7 protein-coding genes and 1 pseudogene are annotated in these 13,003 nt (G+C 54.2%); 7 read left to right on the forward strand and 1 reads right to left on the reverse strand.

Features of this window, described 5'->3' with window-relative positions; genetic code table 11:
• Positions 1-136 precede the first annotated feature (136 nt).
• From A8990_RS05725 to A8990_RS05745, 5 genes and pseudogenes are all read left to right on the forward strand, one after another.
• Positions 137-1,603, forward strand: coding sequence for an RtcB family protein (locus A8990_RS05725; RefSeq protein ID WP_116188067.1), 1,467 nt, complete (start codon positions 137-139; stop codon positions 1,601-1,603).
• Between the two features lie 5 nt (positions 1,604-1,608).
• Positions 1,609-2,913: an ATP-binding protein gene (locus tag A8990_RS05730; protein WP_116188068.1), complete on the forward strand. Its 1,305-nt coding sequence runs from the start codon at positions 1,609-1,611 to the stop codon at positions 2,911-2,913.
• Positions 2,914-3,089: 176 nt separating this feature from the next.
• Positions 3,090-3,509 (forward strand): hypothetical protein, encoded by a 420-nt coding sequence (locus A8990_RS05735; RefSeq protein ID WP_147306779.1) that lies wholly within the window; start codon positions 3,090-3,092, stop codon positions 3,507-3,509.
• Positions 3,510-3,528: 19 nt separating this feature from the next.
• A complete protein-coding gene (locus A8990_RS05740; protein ID WP_116188070.1) occupies positions 3,529-8,565 on the forward strand; it encodes a DUF4132 domain-containing protein in 5,037 nt (1,678 codons plus the stop codon).
• 181 nt (positions 8,566-8,746) lie between these two features.
• Positions 8,747-9,109 (forward strand): annotated as a pseudogene (locus tag A8990_RS05745) (YfbR-like 5'-deoxynucleotidase); the annotation flags it as partial.
• 97 nt (positions 9,110-9,206) lie between these two features.
• Here the strand turns inward: A8990_RS05745 and A8990_RS05750 are convergent.
• A complete protein-coding gene (locus A8990_RS05750) occupies positions 9,207-10,106 on the reverse strand; it encodes a TetR/AcrR family transcriptional regulator (RefSeq protein ID WP_116188071.1) in 900 nt (299 codons plus the stop codon).
• A gap of 137 nt (positions 10,107-10,243) precedes the next feature.
• Between A8990_RS05750 and A8990_RS05755 the strand changes: the two genes are divergently transcribed.
• Positions 10,244-11,731, forward strand: a complete 1,488-nt coding sequence (locus A8990_RS05755; RefSeq protein ID WP_116188072.1) for a DHA2 family efflux MFS transporter permease subunit — start codon at positions 10,244-10,246, stop codon at positions 11,729-11,731.
• A gap of 144 nt (positions 11,732-11,875) precedes the next feature.
• Positions 11,876-12,991: an SPFH domain-containing protein gene (locus A8990_RS05760; protein WP_116188073.1), complete on the forward strand. Its 1,116-nt coding sequence runs from the start codon at positions 11,876-11,878 to the stop codon at positions 12,989-12,991.
• Positions 12,992-13,003 lie beyond the last annotated feature (12 nt).

The raw sequence follows: 13,003 nt of genomic DNA on the forward strand, positions 1-13,003 counted from the left end.
CCCCAACGGGGATAATCATGGAGGAGCCGGATGCGATGACCCGCACGTCCGGATCTGTGAGAGGCCCATGCAATTGCGCATGGGCCTACTCGATTGTGTTTTCATCATTTTCAAAACGAGGAGAAATAACACCTATATGAGCACCAACCCTAACGTCAACAATTCCTATTACCGGCGAATCGATCTGCCAGCAGGCGATCTGCACGTATTCGCCCATGATGATTTATTCCATGCCATGGGAGCCAAAGTGCTCGAGATGGCGAACAACAACCTGCAAATTCCGAATATCCGCTATATGAGCTACACCCCTGACGCCCATGTCGGCGTAGGCACCTGCATCGGCACGACTGCCGTGTGGGGCATGCGGGACGGCTTCGTATCGCCGTCGATTGTCGGCAGCGATATCGGCTGCGGCATGCGAGTGCATCTGACCAATCTGCAAGAGGAGGACCTGCAGGACGTGAAGCTGCGCCGCAAGCTGGTGAAGGCGATCGAGAAACGCATCCCGGTCGAGAATCACGCCCGAGGCTACTTCTCCGACATACGTCTCGAGGACGTTGTGCGCAAAGGGCTTCACGGTCTCCCGGGCAAATATGTGCCGGATTCCTACACGCCGAAGAAGGCGACCTCGCTCACGCATGTGGAATGCAGCCGATTCCGCTTCGACGAGGGCGAGCTCGATCGCTTGCCGGAGCAGGTCATTCACCGCGCTCACCGGCAGCTGGGCACACTCGGGAACGGCAATCATTTTATCGAGATTCAGGCACTGCGCATCCATGAAGACAACCGGCACATCGCCGAGCAATGGGGAATCCGCGACGGGCAGGTCGCCGTCATGATTCACTCCGGCTCCCGCTCGTGGGGCGGCTCGGTCAACCAGTACTGCATCTCGCAAGTCGCGAAGACGATGAGCAAGCTGAAGCTCGGAACGGCCGATCCGAAGCTGGTCTACGCGCCGCTTGACAGCGAAGCCGGCCAGACGTACATGAACCTCATGTACTCGGCGCTGAATTACGCGACGGTGAACCGGCACTTGATGGCTTTTGCCGTGCGCGATGCCTTCAAAGAAACGTTCGGCTCCGCGGCGGAGCTGAGCACGTTGTACGATCTCATGCACAACTACGCCTGTGAAGAGAGCTTTAGCTTGAGCCCCGGCTTCGGCGGATCCGGCGAAGAAGAAGAGCTTTTCATCCACCGCAAAGGAACGACGCGTGCGCTGCCGGCCGGACACCCGGACAATCCGGCGCCGTATCAAGCAACTGGCCACCCGGCGCTCATTCCCGGCTCCATGGGAACGGCATCGTACATCATGGTCGGTGCACCCGAGGGAGCGCGCAATTACCACTCCATCTGCCACGGTGCAGGCCGGGTCCGTTCGCGAAACGCGACGAAGCAGCTCGTCACAGTCGACGAGTTTGCCTCCTCGATGCGCATCGGGCAGGACGACGAAGTGGTGCTGAACCACCGGGGGCTGGAGTCGCTCATCGATGAATCGCCGCAAGCTTACAAAGATGTAGATCAAATTATCGACAGCGTCGTGGAGGCGCGGCTCGCTTCGGTTGTAGCGAAGTGCCGTCCGCTGGCGGCCGTCAAAGGGGTGTGACACATATGACGAATATGACGAATATGAGAGTGAAATCAGCAAAGCCGCCTTTTATCGTGAGTGGCGGAGGCGCGCGGGAGCAGAGTGAGTATTTTAACTATATTGCCGTCGTTCGGAAGATTACTTCATTCCTGACAGACAGGTTCGGGAGTGAAATTCAGCTCTATTACCAGGATGACAGCCACGAAGCGTGGAATGGGCTGGAGGAGGACCTGCGCCGGGGCTATGAGGGCGTGGAGCATGCCGCAAGCTTGTTCGACCTCGTGGAAACGAATGTATTCGTGTATAACACGGACAACGATCCGAAGAACAGCGGGTACAAGATCAGGCCAGCCGTCCTCAACAACTTGTTTATCTATATGAAGCACCAAGTGGCGTTCGCCAGAGTGCCGCGTACAACGGTAAATGGACTCGGATATGAAAATCTGATATTCGCTGCATCCGATGAAGGAATGCTCAGTTTCTTGCGCGAGATGCGGGAGCGGCAGCTGTCCGACCCGAAGATCATCATCTTCACCGATACGCGGGATGGTCTGGAGCAGGAGCGTCATAAGGTCACGGTGGAGGTCAGTCGGAGCGATGTGTTCATGGAAGAGGAGCTGAAGACGCAAATTTACCGCTCCATCGATGAGTTCTTCTCCAAGGACCGCTCGTTCTTCCAAACCTATGGCATCCCATACAAGAGGGGCATCCTGCTCTACGGCAAACCGGGCAACGGGAAGACGACGCTCGTCAAATCGATCTCGTCGACCACAAACGCGCCTGTCGCCTACTGGCAAATTACCGAGTACACGAGCAGCGGCTCCATCCAAGAGGTGTTCGCGGCAGCTGTCCAGATGGCGCCGATGGTGCTCGTGATCGAGGATATCGACTCCATGCCGGAGTCCTGCCGTTCGTACTTCTTGAACATCCTAGATGGAGCGACGTCGAAGGAGGGGATCTACCTCATCGGCACGACGAACTATCCGGAGAGGATCGATCCCGCGCTCATGAACCGCGCCGGCCGCTTCGACCGTGCATACGAAGTGAAGTCGCCGAATGAAGGGATGCGCAGGGACTACTTGCTCTATAAAGGCATGAGCCGCTTCATCAGCGACGAGGCGCTTATGCATACGGCACGCCGGACGGAGGGCTTCACGCTCGCGCAGCTGAGCGAGCTGTACGCTTCTGCCGCGCTGCAAATGCACTATGAGAACGAGGTGAACCTCGAGCACCTCATTGCCGAGATGAAGTCCGATTATGACAAAGGCCGCAGCAGGGAGTGGATGACCGATGGTCAATCGAAGAAGCTTGGGTTCGTGCTTGGCTAGGAAATGCCGAAGCGCTGTGCAGATGGATGATGTCTGTGCGGCGCTTTTTCCATTGTCCGCCTAATTGTACCGAAAGCAGGAAAGCGGTTAGAAAAAGAAGAATGTAGGGAGTGATGAAGTCCAACTGATTGGGTCAGATCGGAGACCGGATATTGGAGATTGAGAAGGAGGTTCCCGTGAACATTTACGTGCTTGTGAAACAAATCGGCAAACGGAAGCCTATTATCGGAGAACATGTGCTTCAGCTGCAAGCTCGCCCAGAGACGCTGCAGCAATTTATTCAGCAAGTCGTCAAAATCAATGTCGAGCAGTACAACAATCGAACGGTAGATGAGTTGCTTCTGCATGCTTTGACCGAACAAGATATCAAAGAACAGTCGGAGACCGGGAAGGTCGGCTTCGGCGTGCGATATAACCCGAATCAGCAAGACCTGGCGAAGGCGCTCGAGAATGCGGAGCTGAGCTTTCGGGATGGATTATACAAAGTGTTCATCAACGAAACAGAGGTCGAGTCATGGGATGCGCAGCTTGCGCTTCAAGAGAATGACCGCGTGCTGTTTCTGAAGTTAACGATGCTGGCAGGCCGTATGTGGTAATGAGGAGGAGATAATCAAGATGAGGGACTTCACGAAAGAGCAGCAGGACCGAATGGCACGGTACTATGCCGATCTTCGTCAGCGGCTTTCGAAGCTTGGCAAGCGGCACCGGCAGATCGCTGAACTAATCGTTCAGGACATGGAGAACGAATATGCTTGGCACAGGCATACAGAGGACGTGATCGCGCTTCTGTGGCGCGAGGGAACGCAGCATATCGAGCAGATTTTTGCGGGGGAGGACTACGAGCTTCTGCGTTTCCTGCTCGGTGATGAACACGCCGCCATCTTCAGGCAGCTGTGGGACCGTGCGACGCAATATCCGTACAGCCAAGGCTACTATCGCCGTTCCTTCCGGACTAGCGAACAGACTTTTGTACATATGGAAAGAAACATGACGCGCTTGTGGGCGGCCATTCAGTTTAGAGCGCTGGATCAGAAGTATGAGCCTTCGTTAATCGTCTCAGACATGGCGAACTATCCGTTCCTGTGCGATTACATGGCGTACGAGCTGGATAAGGGCAATGCGGAGCTTCTGGAAAAAGCTCGTGCCATCATCTACGAGGATAATAGCGCAGGGCTGCTGACTCGCAATATTGTGAAAGGCCTGCTCATGAGCAGCAGCGCCGAAGCTCATCGGTACGTAGGAGATTTGCTGAAAGCGGCGAAGCTGCAGGAGGGCCTGCGCCAAACGATTGCCGAAAGCATGGATGAGACGAGCCGGGAAGGCTTCATCTACATCCTCGGAATCATTATTGAAGAAGAGATGTGGCGCTTCTCCTCCATCGTGAGAGCTTTCGACGTATGGACGGGACTATCGCTGGACTCGCTTAAGCCGTCGGTCATCAAGAAGTGCTTGCAAGCGGCTTATGCAGGCTTGACCGATGACCAGCTTCGCGAACAATACTTGCAAAGCGAAGACAGCCAGCTGCTGTATATCGGGCTTTGGGCGGCCGCATTCAACGAAATGGTGCAGACGGTGCAGAAGATCATCGATATTGCGGAGCATGGTGCCAAGTATCAGCAGGTGGCTGCGCTCCAGTTCGTCATGCAATGCCAGGCATCGGATTTCCAGCAGCGGATCGCTGTTTACTTCTTGGAGAATTCCGATCTGGAAGTACTCGGCTGGGCAGCGAAAAATCTGTATGCCAACAGCAATATCTATCATATCCGATACTCGGAATTGAGCGACTTGAAGCTCGGGCAAGGGTCGGAGTCTGACTGGACGCTATTCGAGAAGTTAAGACAGCTGCTGGAGCGGATGCCAGGCAAGGAGCTTACGCTGCCAAGTCATGGCCTATTCCCGGATTCGGCGCTGACCGCCAATGAAATATGCGGCAAAATGCTCTCCGTTTCGTACAACTGCGGGGATATTTCCATGTGCAAGCTGCTGCTCGGCTATCGGGATAAAATGCAGCCGGATATTCGCGGCGCGGCCCTTAGGCTCAGCACGATAGGTGATATTGAGGCTGCCGATCGGGAGCTGCTGCTTGCGATGCTCGGAGATAAAAGCGCGGAGGTCCGAGCGGTTGCCAAGTCAGCGGTGGAGCGGCTTAAGCTTACTTCTCCCGAACTGAGAACCGTCGAGGATCTGCTCCAGTACAAAGCCGGCGACATTCGCAAGACAGCGATTCAATTGCTGCAGGGTCAGCCTCAGGGACAACTTGTGGCCTCCATTGAGCGCCTCCTGTCCGATAAGAAGGAAGATAAGCGGCTTGGCGGACTGGACTTGGTGTTGTCGCTGCAGCCGAATACGGCTGAGTATGAGGCATGCACGCAGCTTGTGGGAGAGATGACGGCGCCATCTGCGCGCGAACGCGTCTTGATGGAGCAAATTATCGGAACGGACACGGAGAGCTACGGTCCTGAGAACGGCTATGGACTCTATGATCCTTCACTCGAGTTCATTTCGTTCCCGGAGCAGCCGGAGGCTTCGCCATCGATGATCGGGCGATTGCTGGGCAAAGGGCCCGATTTCAGCGGGATTACGGATATCCTAAGCTCCACGCCTGCTGAGCTGCATGCACGGTTAAAGGAATGGAGCGAGCTGATCGGCGCATATCGCGATTTCGAGTATGAAGTCGACAGCTATGACGGCGGTCGGGAGAAGCTGCTGCTCGGATCGCTCGAATGGGGGCTTCGGCCTGTGGCCGGTACAACCAGCGAACGAGAAGATCGTATGCTTGACGATTATCCGCTTGCAGAGGAATGGCGCGCGCTAGCCCGCAAGCAACAGCTGACGCCGGCTCGGTTGATCGAGCTGCAGTATTATTTGAGTCTATCTCGGCCGGATCACTGGCATCATGTGGTTACGCTTGAGGCGTTCTTGAAGTCGTTCCCGATTCTTGCGGTGAAGAAGTGGCTGAATTCCTCGGCGATCGACCAGTTTGACCGTTTGAGAGAAGGAATGCCATACTTGCGAATGATTGGGCAACTGCTGGAACTCTTGTATGACGAGTGCGATAAAGAGGCGTGCTACGACATCGTTTATAAAGCCGCGGCGGATGTTTATGAGAGCCTGAAGCAAGGAATCGCCGATCATCATAAGCCGCTTGCGATTCAGGAAGTGATTTTCCCGCAGGAGCATTCCCGCGTCTACTACCATAACGAGAGGCAGAAGATCGAATTCACGGATGTGGTCAAAGCGCAGGAGGTTAGCTTCTGGATCAGGCAACTGAAGGAGTTCTATCAGCGGGACGATAAGCGGTTCGAGGAAGGCTTCAAGCTGCTGTACCGCTACGCAAGAATCCATGAATGGGAAGCGGATGAAGTTCTTGATCTGGCTGCATACGCGAGAGCGCTGGAGCTTGGCATCATTACGGAGATTGAGCTGTATAAGGAACTGCTGGGAAGGCCGGCTGGCGTTGACCACCTGCAGTCTATGCAACGTGAGCATATCAAGACTAGCCTGACCACGTATCCAAAAGCAGCGAAAGTGGTTACCAATGTCGCTCAGCGGGTTGTCGAGATCGAGCTGAAGCGGGGAGACAGCGACACGCCGGTCAGCCGTTTGGCGCAAAAGGTGGACCGCTACGAGGGCATGCGGCACATGGTCCAGTGCCTGCTCGGGCTCGGGCAGAAGGATTCGCTCGCAAGAGGATATTTCTACTCCTGGGGCAGCAAGTCGAAGAAAGAGATGATCAGCCACCTGCTGAAGGGCTGTTATCCTGCCGCCGGCGAGGATGCCGATACGTTGAAATCGCTGCTGCAAGGGCATCAAATCCATGATCAACGACTCGTTGATGTCGCCATGTATGCGCCGCAATGGGTAAGCATCGTCGAACAATATCTCGGCTGGGAAGGGCTGGCCTCGACCTGCTGGTATTTCCATGCGCATGTCAGCGAGATGTTCACGAAGGAGAAGGAAACGATCGTCGGCCGGTATTCGCCGATCTCGCCGATGGATCTGAACGAGGGCGCCTTCGACATCGCATGGTTCCTTGAAGCGTATAAGGCGATCGGCGAGAAACGGTTCCGATATGTCTATGAAAGCGCCAAGTATATCTCTGACGGCGCCAATCACAGGCGGTCGCAGCTGTTCGCGGATGCGGTGCTCGGCAAGCTGGATGCCGAGCAGGTCGGCGCCGAGCTTTCTTCGAAGCGGAACAAGAACCATGTGCTTAGCTTCGGACTCATTCCGCTGCCGGAGGACAACAGGCAGGGCGCGCTTATCCGGCGATACGAGCTGCTGCAGCAATTCGCGAAGGAGAGCAAGCAGTTCGGCGCGCAGAGACGGGACAGCGAAGGGAAGGCGGTTCGGCTCGCGCTCGATAATTTGGCGCGCGGAGCGGGCTTCTCGGACGTGACGCGGATGACATGGCGCGTGGAGGCGGAGCAATTTAAGCAGATCGCCGTCTATTTCGAGCCTATGACGGTGGAAGACTGGCAGCTCCAATTGGCGCTGGACGCTTCAGGCAAGACGATGCTGCAAGTGGCCAAGGCGGGTAAGCCTGTCAGCAAGCTGCCGGATAAGCTGAAGAAGAACGAGACGGTTCTGCAGCTGAAGGAAGTACAGAAGAAGCTGAAGGATCAGTACAGCCGTTCGAGGGAAGCGCTGGAGCGGGCCATGGTGACGGAAGAGCCGTTCACCTTCGAGGAGCTTCGCATCATTCAAGAGAATCGGGTCATTGCGCCGCTTATTCAGGCATTGGTGTTCAAGTCAGGCGAAGAGCTTGGATACTTAACCGGGGGCGGACTTCTCGATCCGGATGGCGTGGAGACGCAGCTTGGCGATAGCGATCTCGTCTGGGTGGCTCATCCTGTGCATCTCTTTATGAGCGGCACATGGGCGCTGTATCAGCGCGAGATGATGGCGCGTCAGACGGTACAGCCATTCAAGCAAGTGTTCCGCGAGCTGTATCTGCCGAACGAGGATGAGCTGCTCAAAGGCACAACGTCAAGCCGTTATGCGGGACATCAGATTCAGCCACGCAAGGCAGCAGCCTTGCTGAAATCGCGCCTTTGGACAGTGAGTTATGAAGAAGGCCTGCAAAAGGTGTTCCATAAGCAGGATGTCATTGCCACGATGTATGCGATGGCGGATTGGTTCTCGCCGGCTGAAGTTGAGGCGCCGACGATTGAATCCGTCGCTTACTACAGCCGCCGCACCGGAAAGCCGCTGCATGTATCGGAGATTCCGCCGGTGCTCTTCTCTGAAATCATGCGCGATATCGACCTTGTCGTTAGTGTTGCTCATGTCGGCGGCGTTGATCCGGAAGCAAGTCTGTCTACAGTCGAGATGCGCGCTGCATTAGTACGCGAATTGTTGCCGCTCTTGAAGCTCGACAATGTGACCATCAAAGGCTCGCAAGCTTTTATCGTCGGAGCGCTCGGCGAATATACCGTTCATCTTGGCAGTGGTATCGTCCACCGACAGGCAGCTGGCGCACTGAACATCATTCCGGTTCACAGTCAGCAGCGGGGAAGGCTGTTCCTGCCATTCGTCGATGAAGATCCGCGGACAGCGGAAGTGATATCGAAGGTGCTGCTGCTGGCAGAGGATCGGAAGATTAAAGATCCTGCCATATTGCAACAGTTGCAGGATCGAGTTACGAATTGATACACTAGAGAGCCTTGCCGTCCCATCGGTGAGGCTCTCTTCCTTTGATGGTTGAATTTCCCGGAATGCTTTTAACGAAACACGTCATTACAGTTAATCTTGCCTTCACAGGTTGCCCTTACACTAGAAAAATGCCGCACGAAAATTTACATGTGAGCGATCCGACTAGAGGGGGCATGGAATGGGAATTCATACGTACTTTCGATCGTTGAACGAGCTGGAGCGCATCATTCGCTGCCCGGGCAAATTCAAGTTTGAAGAACATAGCGTTGCCGCGCATTCCTGGAAAGTGGTTCAGTATGCGAAGACGCTTGCGGATATCGAAGAGAAGAACGGCGCCGTCGTCAATTGGAAGAAGCTTTATGAGATTACGAGCAGCCACGATTACGGCGAAATCTTCATTGGGGACATTAAGACGCCGGTTAAGCATTCGTCACGGCAGCTTCGTCTGTTAATTCAGCAGGTGGAGGAAGGAATGGTGTACAACTTTATCGAGGAGCATATCCCATCCATCGATATTAAGCGAATTACCGAAGAAGCACTGGCGCATGAAACGGAGAAGTAATCGCATTTGTCATAGCCAAGAAAGCTAAAGCCCAGGCGGGTCAACGTCTGGGCTGAATGGTGTCTGAATGAGGCGATTAGAGCAACTTGGCGCGTTTGGTCTCGCACAGCCTCTCCAGCTGCGTGGCTATAACGACTAATTCGTGCTGCGTTTGCAGCAGGCCGATCAAGGCGCGAACAAGCACCATACGCGGACGCTCATCAGCGGTTTCCTCTTTCAACAGATGAGCTGCTTCATGGAGCTCTGCTCGGCGCGCGTTCGTTACCTGCAGCTCTTGGATGGTACTCATTAGCTTGCCGAGCGTCATGTGCAGCTGCTCATCAGCCGGAACGTGGCAGCCATGCAAGCCGCTTTCGATAAACTGCGACATCGTCTCGGCATTCAGAATCGGCTCAGGCTTCGACTTCAGAATGCCTGCAGCCATCTCGTCCATACGGTCGACGACAAAGTTTGCCATCCGATTGTAATCGAACGGGCTCGTAATAAGCGTGGTCATAATCATATATTCCTTCAAAATGCCGGCGTACAGCGAGATGAGATCCCACTTGTTCTTCTCAACCTCAGGTCCATAGACATTGACGATCATCTCTGCAAAAGAACAAAGCATCTGCGAGCGCATCTGTTTAAGAAATTTGGAGAAGGCGCCGTCTTCGTTCATGGGCAGTTCATAGAAGTCCTTTATGCTGTACTTAAACTCCAGGAAGAACTCGAACTGGCGATGCGACTGCCGAATGAATCGTTCTCGCGGCGACAGCGACAGATCCGACTTGATCCGATCCGCTTCATCGAACATGGCCTGCGCCCGGTTCCGATACACCTCCACGAGCAAGTCTTCCTTCGATGCAAAAATTTTATATAAAGAACCTTTGGCAATACCGCAGTCGTTGGCGATATCTTGGATAGAAGTGGCAGCATAGCCCTTCTGCGAGAAGATCTGCATGGCTGATCCGATAATTTTATCTTTAAGCAAACTCAAAGTGATTCCCCTCTTCAAAAAAGGATTGACAACGGACTGTCTGTTGATGATATTATATGTCGTGACCGATGAGTTTTCAACAAAAACGATTGGTCACGAATCAAGAGAGAAGAATTACAGGGAGAGAAGGTAGAACGATGTCTCAACAAACAGCAACGGCATCATCAGCCGAATTCTCGATCAAGAGCATTATTGCCCCGCTTTTGGCCGTTATCGTCGGTATGATTATGGTTATTCTAGACAGCACGGTCGTTAACGTAGCGCTGACCAAATTCCAAACGGAGTTTAACGCGACGATTAATACGGTGCAATGGACATTTACGGGGTATACACTCGCACTGTCGGCGGTTATTCCGCTTGCCGGCTGGATGACCGATAAATTTGGCTCCAAACGCATATTTCTCATTACGATCACGCTATTCACGATCGGTTCCGTTCTTTGCGGAACGGCACAATCGGTTGAACAGCTGATCATTTACCGCGTCATTCAAGGTCTTGGCGGCGGTATGGTTATGCCGATTGGTATGGCGATTATTTTCCGTCTTGCTCCTCAAGATAAGCGCGGCTCGATTATGGGCATGCTAGGCATACCGATGCTGCTTGCTCCTGCACTTGGTCCGATTCTGTCGGGCTGGCTGATTGAAGCTGTATCTTGGCACTGGATCTTCTTGATCAACTTGCCGATCGGTATTGTCGGTCTTATCGTAGGTTCGAAATATCTGCCGAAATGGGAGTCCAATAAAGCGCCGGCTCTGGACATTGTCGGGATGATTCTGGCACCAATCGCATTCGCATCCCTGGCATACGGCGTAAGCGAAGGCGGCCGTGTAAGCTGGTCAGCCGAGAACACGCTCTGGGGTCTGATCGGCGGCGGTATTGCTCTGCTTCTGTTCATCTTCGTTGAGCTGCGTCACAAGCAGCCGCTGCTTGAGCTGCGCGTGTTCCGTTCTTCGGACTTTACGCGTGGCGCGCTGCTGGTCTGGATCGTTCAAATCGCTCTGTTTGGCGCGATGATTCTGATGCCGGTATTCTTGCAACAGATCCGCCACTACACGCCGCTTGAGACAGGTATTATTATGCTGCCGCAAGCCATTGGTTCCATGATCTTCATGCCAATCGGCGGTCGTCTGTTCGACAAGATCGGCGCGCGTCCGCTGGCGCTGGTCGGCTTGCTGCTCGTCGGAGGCGCGATGTTCCTGCTGCATAACATCACCCTCGATACGAAGCTCATCATGATCCTCATTCCGCTGTTCATGATCGGCTGCGGCATGGGTCTGTCGATGATGTCTCTGAACACACATGTATTGAACTCGGCGCCGCGTCGTTTGGTGACGCGCGTTACGCCGCTTACGACAGCGGCTCAGCAGGTTGTGACTTCGTTCGCAGTTGCCGGCCTTACTGGCTACATGACAACACGCACGACAGATCACATGAAGACGATCGGTGCCAACGGAAATCCGCTTGATGCTGCGGTCAACGCGTTTCACGATACGTTCTTCCTGTCATTCTGCATTGTGTTGTTCGGTATCGTGTTCAGTTTGTTCCTTCGCAAGCCGAAGCCGCAGATTGAAACTCCGGCTCCAGGTGCAGAGCAAGTGGATAAAGCAATGATGATGGGTCACTAATTATTGGATTGTGTAAGGTTGAGCAGAAGAGTTTCTCTTCTGCTCAACCTTTTTTGCTATCCCCGTGAGGCGCTTTTGCCGTATAATCGAAGTGATTAATAACCAATTATTGGAGCGCGGCTAACGCGATTGGAGGCGGAAGAAATGGGGCTGTTTTCCTTCTTGAAAGGCCAGTTTATTGAAGTCATCGAATGGGTGGAGGATACGAATTCGATCGTATACCGGTTCCCTGCGTATGATAATGCCATTAAGATGGGTGCACAGCTGACGGTCCGCGAAGGCCAGGCTGCCATCTTCTTGAATGAGGGCACGATCGCAGACGTGTTCGGACCGGGCATGTATAAGCTCAGCACGCAGAATATGCCTGTATTGACGGCGCTTAAAGCATGGAAGCATGCCTTCAACTCCCCGTTCAAAGCGGATGTGTATTTTGTAAATACGACGACGATTACCGATCAGAAGTGGGGCACGTCGAACCCCATCATTATGCGAGATAAAGAAATCGGCGTGATTCGCGCCCGGGGCTTCGGCAATTATTCGTTCCGAGTGACCGATCCGGCCCTGTTCATGAAGGGCATCTTCGGGGCAAAAGGAGAATTTCATCCCGACCAAATCGGCGGCTATTTCAAAACGATGATTGTGTCAGGCGTGAGCGATCTGCTTGCGGAATCCGATGTGTCGGTCATTGATCTGGCAAGGCAGTACGATGAGCTGAGCGCGCAGGCTTCTGCCAAGCTGCAGCTGAATTTCACGGCGATCGGGCTTGAGCTGACGGCGCTTGTGATCGAGAACATTTCGCTCCCTGAGGATGTAGAGAAGATGATCGACCGCAGATCGTCGATGAACATCGCGGGCAATCTGGATCAGTATGTGAAGTTCCAATCTGCCGAAGCGATCCGGGAAGCGGCGGAGCACGGAGGCGACGGTTTGGCGGGAGCGGGAGTCGGACTCGGAGCAGGACTCTCGATGGGCCAGTTGTTCACGCAATCGCTTGCTGGAGCGGCGAAGCCGGCTGAGACGCCGGAGGCGAAGGATGCAATGGCGAGCGAGGCGAAAGAAGCGAAAGAAGCGGTTCCCGCTGGGCAGGAGCAGGCTGGAAGTACGGTGCCATGCAGCAACTGCAGCCATCCGCTCGGGGAGAAGGATAAATTCTGCTCCGAGTGCGGAACTGCGCGTCCGGAGCTCATCTTCTGCGGAGAATGCGGTACGCCTCGGAAGGCTGGAATGAAGTTCTGTACCAACTGCGGCACTAAAATGTAAAGGATGATTCGA

The organism is Paenibacillus taihuensis, assembly GCF_003386535.1.
Lineage (GTDB): Bacteria > Bacillota > Bacilli > Paenibacillales > Paenibacillaceae > Paenibacillus_Z > Paenibacillus_Z taihuensis.

Excerpts from the sequence above, each read along its gene's own strand:
- A8990_RS05725 (WP_116188067.1), top strand. The coding sequence starts at position 137 with ATGAGCACCAACCCTAACGTCAACAATTCCTATTACCGGCGAATCGAT.
- A8990_RS05730 (WP_116188068.1), top strand. The coding sequence starts at position 1,609 with ATGACGAATATGACGAATATGAGAGTGAAATCAGCAAAGCCGCCTTTT.
- A8990_RS05740 (WP_116188070.1), top strand. The coding sequence starts at position 3,529 with ATGAGGGACTTCACGAAAGAGCAGCAGGACCGAATGGCACGGTACTAT.
- A8990_RS05755 (WP_116188072.1), top strand. The coding sequence starts at position 10,244 with ATGTCTCAACAAACAGCAACGGCATCATCAGCCGAATTCTCGATCAAG.
- A8990_RS05760 (WP_116188073.1), top strand. The coding sequence starts at position 11,876 with ATGGGGCTGTTTTCCTTCTTGAAAGGCCAGTTTATTGAAGTCATCGAA.